Genomic DNA, 16,584 nt, shown 5'->3' with positions numbered 1-16,584 from the left:
ACGGCCTGGGGGCCGTTGACGGAAACATTCCCGTACCTACTCGGTGTTGGTGATCTTCGAGCCGGGGAGGGGAAGGTGTCGAGCCTGAGGCTGTTCCAGACGACAGGCAGCGGCGTGACGGAGGTCACGCCGCGTCTTGCTGAGGCCGAGGCGGATGTGCAGGGACTGGTGGAATCGAATATTGTCGGCGATCACGAAATTCCCCAGGTGGGACGGGTTCCGCGTCACGTAATTCCCCACCCCCGCCGTCACGTAATTCCCCAGGGGGATCGCGGGTGGTGGGGGTCATAGTCCTGGCCGTCGAGAAGACGGACGCTTCCTCGATCAGTGGTTCGAGGTCGAGGGAAGCGCACGATGGCAAGGAGAACGTTCAACGTGGTCGATGTGACCGAGATCTACGTCCACTGGTATGCGGGCCGCTCCAAGAGCGAGCTGGCCGCGTCGCTGGGACTGGACCGTAAGACGATCAGGAAGTACCTGGCCCCGGCGGAGGCCGCCGGGATGACCCCGGGCGGCCCGGCGATGACCGAGCAGGACTGGGCCGGGCTGATCAAGGGCTGGTTCCCCGAGCTCGCCGACAGGCGGCTGCGGCAGGTGACCTGGCCCGAGATCGACAAGCACGGTGATTACATCAAGAGCCTGCTGGGGACGGTGACCGTCTCCACGATCCACCAACGCCTGCGGGACGAGCACGGGCTCACGGTGTCGGTGTCCAGCTTGCGGCGGTGGATAGCGGCGACACTGCCCGAGGAGACCAAGCGATCGCAGGTCACCGTCCTGCGCGACGAGGTCGAGCCGGGCCTGGAGGCCCAGATCGACTACGGTTTCCTCGGCCCGTGGATCAACCCGCGCAGCGGGAAGCGACACCGGATCTGGGCGTTCGTGATGGTGCTGCCATGCTCACGGCACATGTTCGTCCGTCCGGTGATCCATCTGGACCAGCACTCTTGGACCGAAGCCCACGTCGAAGCGTTTCATTTCTTCGGCGGTGTCCCGCGCCGGCTGGTGCCCGACAACCTGCGGACCGGGGTCGACAAGCCCGACCTCTACGACCCCAAAATCAACAAAGCGTATGCCGAACTCGCCCGTCACTACGGCGCGTTGGTAGATCCGGCCCGCGCTGGCCGGCCCAAGGACAAGCCCAGGGTCGAGCGCCCTATGCCTTATGTCCGGGATTCGCTCTGGCGGGGTCGGGAGTTCGCCTCGCTCGAGCAGATGCAGTCCGAGGCAGTCCGCTGGTCGCGGGAGGTCGCCGGGCAGCGGCAGTGCCGCCCGCTGGGCGGGGCCGCCCCGGCCTCAGTGTTCGATGCCGTCGAAGCGTCCACGCTGCTGCCGCTGCCGAAGACACCGTTCGTGCTCGCTCGTTGGTCCAGAGCGACGGTGGGGCCGGACATCCACGTCAAGGTCGGCCGCACTCTCTACTCGGTGCCGTGGAAACTGATCGGCAAGCGGGTCGATGTCCGCTCGACGGCGGCGTTCGTGCAGATCTTCCACGACGGTGAACTGGTCAAGACCCACGCGGCTCTTGAGCAGGGCAAACGCACGCACTCCAGCGACTACCCGCCGGAGAAGATCGCCTTCCATATGCGGACCCCGGCCTGGTGCCGCACGCAGTCCGTCCAGGTCGGCGCCGCCTGCCAGCAGGTGATCGACGGACTGCTGGAGGTCAACGCGCTCTACCGGCTCCGCGCCGCCCAGGGGATCCTCGGCCTGCGCAAGAAGTACAGCGAGACACGGCTGGAGGCCGCCTGCGCCAAGGCGACCCTGGTCGGCGACCCGTCCTATCGCACGATCAAGGGCATCCTCGTCGCCGGCACCGAGAGTGAACCGGCTCCCGAAACCTCCGGCGACGGCGGAGCCGCGGCCTTCTTGCACGGACCTCAGCGGCTCTTTGCGACCGCCGCGACCCCCGACATGACGAACGACGACCGTGATGACCACCGTCACGAAGAAGGAGTGGCGTGATGAGCATCATGGACACCGCCCTGCGGGACGCGCTTCGCGCACTGAAGCTCTCGGGCATGCTGGAAACCCTCGACGCCCGTCTGGCCCAGGCCCACGGCGGCGAGCTCGGGCACCTGGAGTTCCTCCAGATCCTCTGCCAGGACGAGATCACCCGCCGGGAAACCGTCGCCTTCCAACGGCGTCTTGCCCGGGCGAAGTTCGAGCAGCAGGTCACCCTGGAGGAGTTCGACTTCTCCGCCTCCCCGAAACTGCCTGCGGCCCAGATCCGCGACCTCGCGGCACTGCGCTGGCTGCACACCGGAGAGTCCGTAATTTTGTTCGGGCCGGTCGGCGTCGGCAAGACACACGTCGCCCAGGCCCTCGGGCACCTGGCGATCCGGCAGGGCGCGAACGTCCGCTTCGCCAAGACCAGCCGCGTCCTGGCAGACCTGGCCGGCGGCCACGCGGACCGCACCTGGGACCGCCGGCTGCGCGAGTTGGTACGGCCCGATGTGCTCATCCTGGACGACTTCGCGATGCGCCAGCTCACCGCCGCCCAGGCCGATGACCTCTACGAACTCGTCTCCGAGCGGCAGGGCCGGTCGCTGATCCTGACCAGCAACCGGGCACCGAGTGACTGGTATCCGCTCTTCCCCAACCCCGTCGTCGCGGAATCACTCCTGGACCGGCTGATCAACACCAGCCATCAGGTGATCATGAACGGTCCGAGCTACCGGCCCAACAAGCGGCCTCGCGGCAGCACCGAGAAGACAAACAAGCCCTCGATCAAGTAGACATAGACAAGGCCAGGACCTGGGGAATTACGTGACGCTCGCCCTGGGGAATTACGCGATCGTTCACAAATATGAAGGCGCTTCTCGGCGTGCGGTTCCTGGCGAGTGAGTACAGCACTGGGCCGGTCCACGGCGGAAGGATCGACTCGCTCGGTCTCGATGAGAACGGGGCGCCCGTCATTGTCGAGTACAAGCGCGGTGTCGACTCGGGTGTGATCAATCAGGGTCTTTTCTACCTCAGCTGGTTGATGGACCACCGTGCTGAGTTCCAACACCTGGTCCGCGACCGGCTCGGGGTTACGGTCGCGGCTCAGGTGCTGTGGAGCGCACCGAGGCTGATCTGCATCGCTGGCGACTTCACCCGCTACGACGTGCACGCTGTGCGCGAGCACCGGCGCAGCATCGACCTGGTCCGCTACCGGCTCTTCGGCAGAGACTTGCTTGGCCTTGAGACGGTGGCGTCCGTCAGCGGGCGTGCGCTGGTCGTACGGCGGGTGCCGCGGCAGTCGGCCGGTGTCAACGCTTCGCGAAGTTTTCAGGAATCGCCGACAGCCGGTTCCGTGGGTGATGAACAGGGCGCTGCGCTGGCGAGCCTTGCGCAGGCGGTTGACGAGACGCTGCTCGGCCTCGGGGACGGGGTGAGCCGGGTGCAGCGCAAGCACTACCGGGCGTATCAGCGTCTGCGGAATTTCGCCTGCGTGTGCCCGCCGCAGAAGACCAAGCTTCTGGTCTATCTGAGAGGGCGTTAAGTCCCGTTCCTGGTGATGTGGTGTCGCCCGTTCGTGGGTGATGGGACGGTTCCATCCTCGCGTCATGTCGTGTGCATGGTGGAGTCGCGGGCATGGAACGGATGCCGTACTCAACCGACTTGTCCGACGAGCAGTGGGGGTTGATCGAGCCGCTGGTCACCGCGTGGAAGCAGGAGCGGGTGGCGCGGTCGGCGACCGGGGCCCCGGGCTCCTGCGACCTGCGCGAGGTCGTGAACGCGCTGCTCTACCAGAACCGGACGGGCTGTCAGTGGCGGCTCCTGCCGCACGACCTCCCGGCCTGGTCGGCGGTGTTCTACTACTTCACCCTGTGGCGCCAGGACGGACTTGACCAGCGGATCCAGGAGATCCTGCGCTGCCAGGTGCGGGAGCGGTCCAGACGATTAGAGGACCCGTCCCTCGTGATCATCGACACCCAGTCCGTCCGCGTGGCGGCCGGGGTGCCGAAGAAAACGACGGGACTGGACGCGAACAAAAAGACGCCTGGCCGCAAGCGTGGGCTCGCCGTGGACGTCATGGGCCTGATCATCGGCGTGGTGGTCCTGGCCGCGAGCGCGCACGACAACGAGGCCGGCATCGCCCTGCTGGACCAGGCGGCCGAACGATGCGGGATGCGCCTGGAGAAAGTCCTGGTCGACCAGGGCTTCAAGGACGCCGTGATCATCCACGGGGCGGTGAAGGACATCACCGTCGAAGTGGTCCGACGCAACCCCGACGACGCAGGCAAGGGCTTCGTCCCGCAACCGAAGCGGTGGGTGGTCGAGCAGGTCAACGGCACCCTCATGCTGCACCGGCGCCTCGCCCGCGACTACGACCACCGACCCGACAACGCGGCCTCCCGCGTCTACTGGGCCTCCACCGCCGGCATGCTCCGCCGCCTCACCACCCCCACCCCCGCCTGGCGCGACGACGTGGAGCTGGCCGCGTGAACGTCTGCGAACTCCTGCGGCTGCTGCAGACCGAACACGACGAGACCGCCCAACGAGCCGACAACCTGCGCGAGCAGATCGAGCAGCTCACCACCGCCCTCACCGAGGTCGAGGCCCGCCTGGCCGAGCTCACCGCCACCCGCAAGGTCATCGATGGCCTCGCCCCGCCCGACCACGAAACGGCCTCCGCGGAGACCGGTACCGTCTACCAGCGCATCGCGACTGCCTTCAACGAGCGCCCCGAGAAGGTGTTCCGCGTCCGCGACCTGCACGAGCACCTCGGCCTGCCCACCGACGAGCCCTCGATCAACGTCACCCGCTCCCGCCTGGGACGACTCGTCCGTCAGGGACTCCTCGAACAACCCGGACGCGGCCGCTACCGGAAACGGACTTAACGCCCTCTGAAGGCCGACCCGAGGCAGGTCGACTTGGTGTCGGGATTCACGCGGGACGTGAGGGGTCTCGGACACCATGGCACAGGTGACCTGGAGGTCCAGCTGCGAGGCGAGCGGGACCTGGGTCGGGCTCAGGATCTGTTCCGACTCGCATACGGGGCGGCATGAGGTGTGCAGGACGGAGAGGCGTAGAGGCCCTGAGCGGCTCGGCAGCCGGCGGTGGAGCTCCGCGGATTCTTTCAACGCTGGGATAGGTAGCGGCAGTGGGCCATTGATGATCCGCGGGATCGCCGGTTTGGCCAACCAGCAATCCCACGGTGCGTTGCCCGCCGCTCTGCCGACCGAGCCCATGCATGGGGAGTTCTGCGCGGCGGACGCCCACAGGTGACCCTGCGCGCTACCCTGCGAATGTGACCCTGCGGTGTCCCCCGTCCGCGGGGTCACGTGCGTCTGCGCTGCGGTGGCTGCGCGAAACTGTCAGTCAGCGGTGGTGGTGCGGGAGGTCGTCTGCGCGCAGCGCCAGATAGGTCTCAGGGGTGGCTGCTTCGAGAAGGCCAGGGTGGTCGTCAACGTCCAGTGGCGGCTCCGGATGTCCGGACAGGAGGTCACTCCACTGGCGCGTGGTCGCCTGCTCGTATGCATCGCGGACCCGTGGCTCGATGCGTTGGCGTCCCAGCTCCAACTCCTCACGGAAGATGCGCCGCTGGGTGCGGCGGCGCTGTTCCTCGGCCTCTTCGTCGGCCGGCTCGTCCGCGATGCGCTGGTCCTCTGCACGCAAGCCCGGGGTGCGTTCGGCGATCAGCCGATCTTCACGGTGCAGTTGCTCGCAGGCGGCGAACAGGCGGCGCGACATGCCCAGGCGCAGTTCGGTGCCGGGGATGCGGCAGGTGAGGAAGTCGTCCATGCCGATGGTCCGTGCGTGCAGGCGAAGGCTCTCCGGATCGGCCTGTGTGGTCTCGGCGCGGGCGTGAGCCCGTAGCGCACGCGTTGCGGGGTCCCGTTCCAGGGGCGTGGTGAGTCCGCTGCGGCGGCGGGGGGAGCGGTCTGCGGACAGACCGACGGTGCGCAGCTGCGAGGGCGGGGCGGAGCGCAAAACAAGGTAGGCCAGCATCTGTGTGCGGGCGGTGCTCAGGAGGGCGTCGTCGCTGTCAGTGAGACGGTCCTCAGGGGCGCCCAGCGCCGCGGGGGTGGTGTGGGCGCCGACCGGTTGCGGTGGCTGGCCCGGGTGCTGGTCGTGGTCGATGGTGATGAACAGGTCGCCTTGGGGCTGCACGGACGCGCCGCACAGGATGCGGCGGTGTGCGTAGGCGTGCAGCACTTTGCTGCCTTCTTCGAGCTGCTCCCATCCCTCGACGAGCCGGTTCTTGCGGACGTTGCCGCCCTTGGCCTCGATCAGCCAATACGCGTTCTCGGCCTCGTGGAAACCCCACAGGTCGGGAAGGGTTCGGGCCGGATCTTTGAAGTCAGTGGCGAGGGAGGGGATGGGGCCACCATCTTCCAGGTGCCAAGTCTGCCCGAGGCCCATCAGCGAGCGGCAGGCCCATTCGGCCATGGTCATGCCCAGGCGGTATCCGAGCATGCTCTTGGCGGTGCGCTCGGTGCCGTGCTCGTATACGGCGTTCACGGTCAGGCGCCGACCGGCACTGTGCGGGAGTGGATGCTTCGGGGTGACGTCGTGCATGCCGAGGTAGGCGTACAGCGGGGCGACGCGGGCGACCAGTTCGCCGCGGGCCAGCTGCTGCGCTTGGTGCAGCCAAGGTGTGACGTCACGGCCCACTTCGGTGGCAGCCTTGACGATCTCCCGCCACGTGGTCGTCGGCAGGTACCAGCTGTTCTTCGCCGGGAACGCGCCCGGTGAGGTCCACGGTTGGTGCTTGGCAGTCCGCCACTGTTTGTAGGGCCGCTTCGCTGGCCCGCTGCGGAACAGCACGGGCACGTCCACGCTGTCGGCGTAGGTTAGGGGCGGGGCATCACTCACGTCTGCGGGAATCACCCGGACACTGTCGCAGCGGCCGACCTCCACGCGCGCAACCTGAGTCGCCTGGTATCAATTCGCCGTTACGAGTGATGCTGTGGTTACCTTCTTGGCGCCGTACTGGACGCGGAGCGAGCGGTGGGTACCGGTGGTGTGGTGAGCGGCAGCTGCCGGCGTGCGCCGGATGCGGACTGACGCGTGCCGGTGCCGTGGGCGAGTTCCTCGGTCAGGCGGGCGATCACCGGGGCGGGCGTGTACGGAGAGGCGTGGATGGCCCAGGCGGGGTGGCTGATGCTGGGTCCGGCCCACAGGGTCCAGGTGGCGAGAGTGCTCTGCGGGCTCTGGGCGGCGAAGGCGTCGAACTGGACGCCTGCGTCGCCCTGGGCGGTCTCCCATCGAATCCAGCGTCCGTCCACGGTGTGCCGCCAGCCGGCGTCGGTGAGGGCGCGGGTGGCCTGGGTGACGGTCTTCTCCGTGGTGGGGCTGCCGATCGTCCTCTCCCATGCGTCCCCTTCCGCGAGGCTGTCCAGCAGGGTCTGAAGTATGGGTGCGGGCGTGGTGCCGGTCATGGTGAGGTGCCACATGCGGTCGGAGACGGGGGTCTCGTAGGCGGCCACGGTCCAGGCGGCCTCGCGGGGATGTGCTTCGTGGACGCGCTCGATGCGCAGGGTCTGGGATTCGTGGATAGCGTGGGTGGTGGCGTCGGACCAGGTCCGCCACTTCTCCCAGTCGCCGTGGGTGTTGAGGAACTGGTCGAGGGCGGCGTCGTGGTCGCCGGGATCTGCGGTGTAGGCCGGGACAGTCTCCGGCTCCGGGGTGGCCGGTTCGGGTTGGGGTGTTGTGGTGAGCGAGGTGCGGGCTTCGGCTGCCTGGCGCTCGGCGTCGGTCGTCGGTGCGGGGCCAGGGCGCATCGTGTCTTGGTGGGCGCGTTCGAAGGACATCAGGGCCTGGGCGGGTGAGTCGAAGGTGTCGGCGACCTGGCGCAGGTGGTTCTCGCCGTGGAGGTAGACGCTCGTGCCGCTGTCGAGGTAGGTGCCGACCGCGACGATGGTGTGGCCGTCTTCGGCGTGGGCGTGGATGAGGAGCCGTCCGTGGCGGATGTCGTCGTAGATCTTCTGGGCTTCGGTCGAGACCTCGCGGACCTCCTCTCGTGAGCACCAGGGCATGGGGTAGTTGGCCCATTCCCATTCTTCGTCGATCGCTCCGCGTAGCCGGGCGGTTATCTCTGTGGTGATGCCCTGGGAGGTGAGGGCCGGGGCGGCTTTCTCGGCCCAGTAGGGCTCCTCGTGGTCGATGCGGGCCATGACCAGGGTGTGCTCATCGAGGGATTCGAAGCCGTAGGCGGTCAGCACACTGCGTGCCAGGTCCTGGTTGGTGCCGGTGAGGACGGCGGTCACGGCGCTGGGGTGCGTGGGGTGGATATCGAGGCGGACGTGTGCGTCTTCAACAGGCGGTGACACGAAGTTGGCGCTCTCTTCTGCCGGTGGCCGGGCCATCGGGAGTCCGGCCATCGGCGGTCGGGGTCAGCGGGAGATGCGGGCGGTAGGCGGCGTGGCGGTGCGTGGCGGTCCGGCCCGGGGCGGAGTCGCGGCCCTGGTGCGCGTGGGACGGCTGCCAGGGGGTGTCGGCGAGGTGGCGTGGTCCCAGCGGGTACGGAGCGTGTTGAGGTCGGCCAGGGCGCGGCGGCTGCCGATGACGAGCTGGTACGGGGTGGTCGCTGGGTCGTCGGTGTATGCCTCGATGCGGCGACCGGTCTCGTGTGCGGTCGTGAGAAGGGAGCGTTGGAGGATGCGCTCGCCCCAGTACTGCGGGGAACCTGCCGTTGCCGTGAGGAGGTTGAGCAGGCCGGCCGGCTCGACTTCGGCGGTGAGCAGGCCCCGCTGCTGGGCTTCCCACAGGACTGTGACCGGATCGACGGGAGCGCCGCGTCGGGTCAGGGCGGTCAGGCACTGCCACAGGCCGGCATGCAGAGGGTGGGTGAAGTCCTGGACGGTCAACCACCGCATTTGCGCAGTTTCAGCGGGGTGGGCGGTCGCGGTCGCGAGCAGGAACCGTTCCTCGTCGACCGCTTCGTCGTCGGCGTCCTGCGCCTGGGGCGGCGGTGGCGCGGGTGTGCGAGGCAGGGCGCCGGGGTGTGGAGGGAACCGTGCGGCGAGATCGGCAAGGCAGGCCGTAAGCGCGTCGGCTGCGGCGAGAGTCGTTGCCACGGGCTGGGAGAGGGTGGCGTCCGTCGCGGTCTGCGTGAGGCGGTGGGCGTGGTGTTCCAGGGCGCGGCGGGCGTGATCGGTCTCGATCATCCGTGCGTACGCGGATGCGTGGCTGGGCGAGGGGCAGATTTGGATCAGCGTGTGCAGGTAGGAGGCGGTCAGTCCTCGGGCGTGCTCGCGCGCGGTGGCGAGAACCTCGTCAAGCCACTTTGTGTTCTTGGCATGTTGGGCCGGGTCGGGGGCTGCCAGGGTGCGGATCGCGGTGAACAGGGCGTGATGCGCGGGGTGGGAGAACGAGTCGGGCTCGATCTCGGTGATGTCGTTCAGGCGGTGAGGTTGAAGGAGAAGGGCGCCGAGGAGAGCCTGTTCGGCGTAGTACACCGGTTGCGGCGGATGAGTGTCGGGGTGGTCGTCCTCGTCAGTGTCGGTGGTGTGGGGCATCAGGCGGCCAGAGTGAAGTCGTCGGGGTTGAGGGGCATGCGCAGGTGCGGTGCGAGGAGGTGGGCGGCGAGCAACGGGGGGACGGCGTTGCCGATCTGGGAGAACTGCTGGCCCTTGTTTCCCTGCCAGGGGTAGTTGGCGGGGAAGCTCTGCAGAATGCCGGCCTCCGGGGCGGTGATCCGGATGGGAGCGGGCCTGGGGTGGGCTTCCTCGTGTGGTGGAGTGCTGGCGGGCTCGGCGATCCAGGTGCACTCGTTGGCGCGGTGTCCGAAGAACAGTGTTCCTGCCGGCTCGGTCGCTGGCCGGATGGTGGCGTTGGCCTGGTTGTTGCTGCGCAGGGACCACTTCCAGTGGGTGGCCTTGCTGGTGAACGTGGGCGCTGGCTCGTGGGCGGGAGTGGCGGGTCGTGCACCATGCCGGGCGGTCCAGCCCGCACCGCGGGTCTGGGGTTCGAGCACCACGTGTGCGCCGGCGTGCTGGGGCTGCCAGTGGCCGCGGTCGCGAGCGTTGGCTAGAGCCTGGCGGGAACCGGAGGGAAACGGCTCGGGCCCGCCTCCAGGCCCGCCGCCGGCGCAGACTGTTGGGACGGGCCGGTCGGTTGCGCCCCAGCCCAGAGCTTCCGCCATGCTGACCCAGCGGGCGCGGCCTGGCCCGAACAGCGACTCGGGTTCTGCCTCTCGGGCGTGGGTCGGTGGGGGCGGTTCGGCGGTGCGGACGCGGGAGGCGAGCAGGATCGCCCGCCGTCGCGTCTGCGGGACTCCGTAGTCGGCGGCGTTGAGGATGCCGGTCCATACGGAGAAGCCCCAGGACCGCAGGATGGCCGCGTACTGCTTCCACAGGGGCAGAACGTCCGGTACTTCCTCCATGGCGACCCATTCCGGCTCCCCGGCGAGGTTCAGGGCGTGGAGGTAGCGCATCGGTTCGGCCGCGAGAAGTGAGCGATCATCCTGGCAGGCGGCAAGGATCCGGTCACGTGTGTCTCGGCCGGCGGCGAGGTCTGCGACCGCTTCGTGCACGAGCGGCTGGTCCACCAGGCCGAGGCGTTTGCCGGCCATCGACCATGCCTGGCACGGCGGGCTCGCGATCAGCCCCCGCGTCCTGCCGACCCACGGCCATGTCGGGTACAGGGCAACGTCGGTCCGGATGGTCAACTGCCCGGCGACGGCGCGGGTTTTGCAGGCCCATTTGTCCCACTCCAGGCCGACGTCCCGAGCACCTAGCACCGTCAGGGCGTGGCTCCAGCCGCCTGAACCGGCAAAGAGGTCGAGGATCAAGAGGCAAGCCCGAAGTCGTCCTGCATCGGCGCGTCCGCGTCCCCGCGGCATGCCCACGGAGAGCAGCCGTCCACCACGCCGTGCTCCAGCTCCTCCGCGTCGGCTAGCTCGCCTTGGAGGGCGGCGCGTTCGGCGGCGGTGACGTGGTCGATCGGTGCCTCACTGAGGGGCATGCGTGAGCGGTGGAGGAACGCCTGGCCGAGCAGCTTGTTGCCGGCGGCGTTGGCGCGGGCGTTCCCCTTGCGGATCGCGGCGTCGAATGCGACGACGTCCTGCCATTCTGCGGGGCTCGTGTCGCGGATGTGGCGCCATTGTGCGTTTCCGTGGAAAGGGCATCCGAGGCACGATGATTTCGGTGTGTCTGCGACGCCGCGTGAGGTTAGGTAGCGGATGCAGTCGCTCCGGGACCAGCCCATTTCGATCAACGGGTGGACGTTCTTCATGTAGCGGACGTCGGCGTCCTTGGCGCGATGGAATTCGTCCGTCGAAATGCCGACCCACTGCTCGACGTACACGTCCTTCGGGATGCGCTGCGGGTGGGGGTATCCGAGGAGTTCGCGGACCTTCTTCTTGATCGGCTTGATCTTGTACTCGCCCGTGCTTCTCTGCACTTCACTCTCACGGGTGAATGGGGGTATGTGACTCGTCAAAGTGCCTCCGAGTTGGATAGGGGTGGGTCGGATGATCGGTGACCGCCCAGCAGGTCGTGGGCGGGTCAGGAGTGAGGGTGCTGCGCTGTGTGAGCAGTCGGTCGGCTACAGTGCGGTGCGGGCCGTGACTGGCGCTGAGGTGGAGTACCACCGGGGAGCGGTCTGACGAGACGTCGTTGCCGTGCGCCTGGGCGAGTAGTCAGCAACGCCTGGAGGACAATCGTGTCCGCGACTCAGATGGCCCAGCTCATGGACGGCACCAGCTTGGCCAAGCGCATCGTCGAAGAGGCTGCTGTCAAGGCGGCGGAGATTTCGCAGAGCACGGGCACTGCGCCGTGTCTGGCGACCGTATTGGTGGGAGAGGACCCCGCGTCGGTCACGTACGTCCGCATGAAGCGGGCGCGGTGCGCAAAAGCAGGTATCCAGTCCCGGCACATCGCTCTGCCCGCGACGACCACGACCGCTGAGCTGATCGACACCCTCGCTGGCCTGTCCGCCGATCCGGAGGTGCACGGCATCCTTCTGCAGCATCCTTGTGGTCCGCACATCGACGAGCGCGCGGCGTTCGAGGCGATCGCCCCGGAGAAGGATGTCGATGGGGTCACGATGCATTCCTTCGCCGCGATGAGCTTTGGCCTGCCGAGCTTTGTGTCCTGCACGCCGGGCGGGATCATGCGACTGCTGGAGGCGTACGACGTCGACCTCGCGGGCAAGCACGCTGTCGTGGTGGGCCGCAGCGCCATCCTCGGCAAGCCGGTGGGGATGCTCCTGCTCGCCAAGGACGCAACGGTGACGTACTGCCACTCCCGGACGGCGGGCTTGTCGGGGATCGTCCGTGAAGCGGATGTCGTGGTGGCGGCTGTGGGACGCCCCAGGCTGATCCAGGGTGAGGACATCAAGCCCGGCGCGATTGTGATCGATGCCGGATACAACCCGGGCAACGTCGGCGACGTGGACTTCGACACCGCCCTCACCCGCGCCCGTCTGATCACCCCGGTGCCTGGCGGTGTTGGGCCGATGACGATCGCTGTCCTGCTCGCACAGACCGTGAACGCCGCCGCAAGCCAGCTTGGAATCCAGCGCTCCTGACCTCAGCGCTGCCGAAAGTACCGTCATCGGCCTGGGGAAGGTCATTTCTGGTCTTCCGGACGGCGGCATACGGGGATGCCGAGGTCGACGGGTGGTCGCTGGGCTCGGCGTTGCGTCTCGTCGCGCTTGGCCCGGAGGAAGGTGAGGGTGAGGTCGATGCCTTCGGTCTCACCGGTCCAGCCCTCGGCTTCGGAGCGTGCTCGGCGGTCGAGGAGGTCTTCTTCCAGTTCCGAGAGACGGGGCAGCATCTTGGGGTTGACGTGCAGCATCGGGCACCGGACGCAAGCGTGCTCGTGCTGGCAGGGGGTGCCGTAAGGGCGGCCGCAGGAACCGAGCTCGACCTTGCGACGATCGAAGTGCTCCTCGAACTCGGTCCATTCCTCGGAGGTAGTGTCCCGGTACTCGCCTTCGGGCCGAATCTGGCGTCGATGTGCCAGATGCTCCTGGTAGTGCCGGATGACGTCCTCGTCGAACACCGCGACGTAGCCACGAGTGGTCTGGACATTCAGGTGCCCGAGCAAGGCCGCGCCGATGTGGATCGGCAGGCCGCTGTTGACGAGTTCGGTGATGAAGATCCGCCGGAAGTCGTGCGGAGTGAACTTCAGTCCCTTGAATCCGGGGTGTACTTCGGCGAGGGCGAGGCAGCGCCGCTCCAGCATCTTCTGGATCGTGCCGGGGTTGAAGATCGCGGGAACTGTGCCGTTCTGCCGTTGGAACAGGAACGGCATCGGAGGGCTCCAGAGCTTGTCGTGCGGGTCGTAGCGCGTGACGAGCGGGATCGGCCGGCCGGTGCGGGCATGGCGACGAATGATCGAGGCGATCACGTGGAAGAGCTCGGCGGACATCGGGATGACGCGCTCGCGGTCGGTCTTGGATGGCGCGATGACCAGGAGCGCGATGACTTCGCCGTTGGGCCGCTGGTACTGCCGGATGCTGAGGTGGGTCAGCTCGCACATCTCCTCGATGCGCACGCCGGAGTGCCGCAGCGTCTCCACCGCCGCCCAGTCCCAGAATGCGGTTTCCTCCTCGGCGGCGATGTGGACCATCTCGCCGCTGTCGTTGTTCCGTAGACGGGGTGGAATGGGTGCGCTGTGACGGCTGAGCTTGCGATCGGATTCGCTCAGCACCCGGGTGTAGCTGGTGCCGGAGAAGGTAAATGTCTCTCCTTCGCCGGTCTCCTCGGCGAGTTTGAGGAGCTGACGGGAGTGGTCGTAGCGGGACTCCACGTGCGCGACGAGTACAGGTAGCAGCGGCTGGCGCTGTCGGGTGCGGTCGGCACTGCGCTCGTTGATCCGCCGACGGCGTGCTCCCAGCCCGTGGAGGTCAGACGGAGGGACCGGGCATGGGGCGACCCAGGTAGCCCACCGTTCGGGTTCTTGAGCCGCCCAGGTGTGCAGGTCGTAGTAGAAGCTGCGAACCGAGATGACCAGTCCGTCGGCCCCGGCGCGCGGAGCACCGTTGTCCTTGACTGCGATCATCTTTCGCCAGGCGTCGTAGGTCTCCTGAGAGATGCGCAGGTCGGCTTGGTCAGGGCTGATGCGCTCGATCTTCTCCCAGAAGTGGTGAGCCAGGTGCAGGACCAGGTTCTTCAGGGTGCCGTAGTCGGTGTCCGCGCGGCGGCGGGTGAAGTACTCGATCAGCAGGCCGCGGACGGCCCGGTTGCGGATGGGGTAGTGATCGACGAGTTCCTCGACGCTCTTCTGGCCGCGCATGAGAGCAGCGCGCATGGTTGGTGGAACGGTCGGCGGCAGGTGGCCCGCAGCGTGCAGGACATGCCATACGCCTTGACCGCGGAGCCGGTTCCCGGCCTTGTTCCCCGGATTCACGAGCGCCCACGCGCGCCGGTTTTCCTGCGCGAAGTGCAGCAGCGCGGGCGCCGTTACATCGCTCAGTGCGACGCCCTGGGAGGCCAGCAGCACGCAGAGGTCGTACAACGCCTCGGTGCGGTGCGCATAGGAGTGCTGGTGGACCTCGACTTGCTTGACGAAGTCGTCGAGCAGCGGGTCGCCCTGGGCGGCGATGAACATCGTTGCGAAGCTGGACATGTGGTGGCGCCGGAAGACGACCAGGGATGGCTCGATGACCCGCAGGCAGATCAGCGCCCGTAGGCCGGTGGATAGCTTGATGCTGGGACTGCGCCGGCACTCCAGGTCGTTCACGTGCTCCAGCCCCTGCCCGACCGGGCTGGCGTCCCACCGCTCCTGCCAGGTCAGGCCGGGGTAACCGGCTAGGTAGTCCAGCACAGCGCGGGCGGCCATGCCGCGCTGCTGCCGAGTGGACACGCCCCCCTCCCAGACCTCGACGACCAGCCTCGCGATCGACATCGCGCTGGTGGTGGAGAGGTCACCGAACGGGCGGGGCGGCGCGGCCGCGGTGGCTGGCTGCGGCGCGATCGAGCCGCCGACGAATCGGCTGGGATAGTCGAGGCCCTCGGGGATCGGGCCGTGCCGACGGCTGACGCCGGTGGTGGGGCTCGCGGCGGTCTTAGGCACCGAACACCGCCGCGATGTCGTCGGTGGAGTAGCCGGTCGGGTAACTCGTCTGTGGCCGGGGCTGATTGTAGTGCTCCAGGAGCGCGTCGAAGATCTCCTCGACCCGCACCGCCAGATAGCGACTGGTGGTCTGGATGTTGGCGTGCCTGAGCACGGTCTGGACCTCGGGCAGCGTGAGTTTGCCTCCGTTGGCCATCCGGTGGGCCGCCGTGTGGCGAAGATCGTGCAAGGTCCAGTTGGTGCCGAGGTTCTGCTGAGCCCGCTGGACCACCCGTCGCATCGCCCAGTAGGTCAGCGGGCGGTCCTGCCCGTGCCGAGTCCGCCAGACGGGATCACCGGCCTGCGGTGTGCCGGTGCTGTCCAGGTAGCGGGCCAGCCGGACACAGGCTTCCGGCGAGATCGGAACGAGTTCGCGCTCGCGGGTGCCCTTGGAGATGACGTAGAGGCCCGGCTTGGCCCAGTGAATATCGTTCGTACCGACACCGAGCAGTTCCTCCGCGCGGGCGCCGCTGGTGACGTAGCAGTCGAGCAGGGCCCGATCCCGCTCGCATCCCATCGCGGTGAACAGCTCGTCCCACAAGAGGTCGGGAATGGACCGAGGGGGCCGATGTGCGACCTTCTGGCGCAACCTGGACCGGCCCAGAACTGGCTTAGTCTCCAGCGGACTCAGGTGACTCAACGCCCGGCGTCGTTGCGGCGAAACGGGGACGGGGTTCACCACCGGACCGCGCCCGTAGTGCGCATGGAACGTGTAGAAGCCGCTCACCACGGACAATGCGTGGTTGATCGTCGTCGGGGCGTATCCGGCGCTGAGATACGGCTTTCCGGTCCGCGGATTGACCGTCCCCGCGGGCGGCGACTGAGGGTTGCGCCGACGACGCTGAGGATTCGGTGCCGTACGCAGCCAGCCGGTCAGGACAGCTGCCTCCGCCTCGGTCGCCCGTTCCCAGGCGACATCGAGGAGCCACAGGAGCCGGAACCATCGCAGCATCCCGAATCCGTAGCTTCGGGAGGTCAACGGGCTGTTGTCACTCAGCGCCAGGTCGCGCAGGTACGCGGTCACGGGCTCCACTTCGTGCCCGATGCCGTTGACGACCACGAATGGGGGGTGCGCCTCACCGGTGTCCACCACGGCGCCGGCTCGGGGCAGTTGGGCCCGGCCCTCCATCAGTTCGTGACGTAGATCCACTTCGCTCTCCTTGATCGAGTTGTTGGTCACTGTGACCAACGAGGAGGAGAGGTGCAGATAACTGTGCACTGGCGTCTGGTCATGCCCTGCTTCCCGTCCTGGTTCAGGATGTAGAGCGGCATGGAGGCGAACCGGTGATTCGGGTCGAGCGCGTCGGATCGAATGTTTCCGGCGGAGACGCGCAGCACGGGGATCCCGGCAGGCGCGGATATCTCTGCCTCCAGGCGGTCGAGATGCTCGTATACGGCAGCCGGTTCCCAGCCTGTATCGGCGAAGATGGCGTAATCGACCTTCGGGAGGATGCCTTCGGCGGAAAGCGCGAGCATGGCGCTGGACTGGATTCCCGCGCCGAGTGATATGGCGCGGAACTGGGGAGTGGGGGAAATGGTGAGTCCTGACAGTGAGACGATAGGGAGGTTGGCCGACTTGCTCAGCGCT

Annotated in this window: 12 protein-coding genes, 4 pseudogenes and 1 riboswitch; of the genes and pseudogenes, 8 read left to right on the top strand and 8 right to left on the bottom strand. The window is 67.7% G+C overall.

Annotation, left to right across the window (positions count from 1 at the left end):
• Positions 1-75: 75 nt before the first annotated feature.
• The 7 genes and pseudogenes from ACIP4X_RS29960 to ACIP4X_RS29930 form a co-directional block, all read left to right on the top strand.
• A pseudogene (locus ACIP4X_RS29960) lies at positions 76-183 on the top strand (transporter); the annotation flags it as partial.
• A gap of 192 nt (positions 184-375) precedes the next feature.
• Positions 376-1,965 (top strand): IS21 family transposase, encoded by a 1,590-nt coding sequence (gene istA / locus ACIP4X_RS29955; RefSeq protein WP_391455282.1) that lies wholly within the window; start codon positions 376-378, stop codon positions 1,963-1,965.
• A complete protein-coding gene (gene istB / locus ACIP4X_RS29950; protein ID WP_391455155.1) occupies positions 1,965-2,738 on the top strand; it encodes an IS21-like element helper ATPase IstB in 774 nt (257 codons plus the stop codon). Before istA ends, istB begins: the two co-directional genes overlap by 1 nt.
• Before the next feature lie 68 nt (positions 2,739-2,806).
• Positions 2,807-3,478: pseudogene (locus ACIP4X_RS29945) on the top strand (transporter); the annotation flags it as partial.
• A 101-nt stretch (positions 3,479-3,579) separates the two neighbouring features.
• A complete protein-coding gene (locus tag ACIP4X_RS29940) occupies positions 3,580-4,434 on the top strand; it encodes an IS5 family transposase (RefSeq protein ID WP_358738423.1) in 855 nt (284 codons plus the stop codon).
• Positions 4,431-4,829 carry a type IV toxin-antitoxin system AbiEi family antitoxin domain-containing protein gene (locus ACIP4X_RS29935; protein ID WP_358738421.1) on the top strand — a complete coding sequence of 133 codons (399 nt, stop codon included), beginning with the start codon at positions 4,431-4,433 and terminating at the stop codon, positions 4,827-4,829. Before ACIP4X_RS29940 ends, ACIP4X_RS29935 begins: the two co-directional genes overlap by 4 nt.
• Before the next feature lie 6 nt (positions 4,830-4,835).
• Positions 4,836-4,997, top strand: a pseudogene (locus ACIP4X_RS29930) (transporter); the annotation flags it as partial.
• 313 nt (positions 4,998-5,310) lie between these two features.
• On the opposite strand, the gene ACIP4X_RS29925 reads toward ACIP4X_RS29930, so the two are convergent.
• The 5 genes from ACIP4X_RS29925 to ACIP4X_RS29905 all read right to left on the bottom strand — a co-directional run bounded on the left by ACIP4X_RS29925 (position 5,311) and on the right by ACIP4X_RS29905 (position 11,337).
• Positions 5,311-6,771 carry a gamma-glutamyltransferase gene (locus tag ACIP4X_RS29925; protein WP_401351390.1) on the bottom strand — a complete coding sequence of 487 codons (1,461 nt, stop codon included), beginning with the start codon at positions 6,769-6,771 and terminating at the stop codon, positions 5,311-5,313.
• Between the two features lie 134 nt (positions 6,772-6,905).
• Positions 6,906-8,201 (bottom strand): DUF317 domain-containing protein, encoded by a 1,296-nt coding sequence (locus ACIP4X_RS29920; protein ID WP_391455150.1) that lies wholly within the window; start codon positions 8,199-8,201, stop codon positions 6,906-6,908.
• Between the two features lie 126 nt (positions 8,202-8,327).
• Positions 8,328-9,452, bottom strand: coding sequence for a DnaB-like helicase N-terminal domain-containing protein (locus tag ACIP4X_RS29915; RefSeq protein WP_391455148.1), 1,125 nt, complete (start codon positions 9,450-9,452; stop codon positions 8,328-8,330).
• Complete coding sequence (locus ACIP4X_RS29910) at positions 9,452-10,777, bottom strand: DNA cytosine methyltransferase (RefSeq protein ID WP_391455147.1); 1,326 nt, start codon at positions 10,775-10,777, stop codon at positions 9,452-9,454. Before ACIP4X_RS29910 ends, ACIP4X_RS29915 begins: the two co-directional genes overlap by 1 nt.
• Positions 10,723-11,337, bottom strand: a complete 615-nt coding sequence (locus ACIP4X_RS29905) for a hypothetical protein (protein WP_401351387.1) — start codon at positions 11,335-11,337, stop codon at positions 10,723-10,725. The genes ACIP4X_RS29910 and ACIP4X_RS29905 overlap by 55 nt, the downstream gene beginning before the upstream one ends.
• Before the next feature lie 153 nt (positions 11,338-11,490).
• Positions 11,491-11,576: riboswitch (ZMP/ZTP riboswitch) on the top strand.
• A gap of 22 nt (positions 11,577-11,598) precedes the next feature.
• On the opposite strand from ACIP4X_RS29905, the gene ACIP4X_RS29900 reads away from it, so the two are divergent.
• The gene (locus tag ACIP4X_RS29900) at positions 11,599-12,465 is read left to right on the top strand and encodes a bifunctional 5,10-methylenetetrahydrofolate dehydrogenase/5,10-methenyltetrahydrofolate cyclohydrolase (protein WP_401351385.1); all 867 of its coding nucleotides are present in this window, start codon (positions 11,599-11,601) and stop codon (positions 12,463-12,465) included.
• A gap of 41 nt (positions 12,466-12,506) precedes the next feature.
• Here the strand turns inward: ACIP4X_RS29900 and ACIP4X_RS29895 are convergent, their stop codons facing one another.
• From ACIP4X_RS29895 to ACIP4X_RS29885, 3 genes and pseudogenes are all read right to left on the bottom strand, one after another.
• Positions 12,507-14,957 carry a tyrosine-type recombinase/integrase gene (locus ACIP4X_RS29895; RefSeq protein WP_401351383.1) on the bottom strand — a complete coding sequence of 817 codons (2,451 nt, stop codon included), beginning with the start codon at positions 14,955-14,957 and terminating at the stop codon, positions 12,507-12,509.
• Positions 14,950-16,146 (bottom strand): tyrosine-type recombinase/integrase, encoded by a 1,197-nt coding sequence (locus tag ACIP4X_RS29890; RefSeq protein WP_401351381.1) that lies wholly within the window; start codon positions 16,144-16,146, stop codon positions 14,950-14,952. The genes ACIP4X_RS29895 and ACIP4X_RS29890 overlap by 8 nt, the downstream gene beginning before the upstream one ends.
• 62 nt (positions 16,147-16,208) lie before the next feature.
• Positions 16,209-16,472: pseudogene (locus tag ACIP4X_RS29885) on the bottom strand (hypothetical protein); the annotation flags it as partial.
• Positions 16,473-16,584 lie beyond the last annotated feature (112 nt).

Source organism: Streptomyces sp. NPDC088817 (assembly GCF_044750345.1).
Lineage (GTDB): Bacteria > Actinomycetota > Actinomycetes > Streptomycetales > Streptomycetaceae > Streptomyces.
This window is presented reverse-complemented; position numbering and strand designations above follow the sequence as displayed.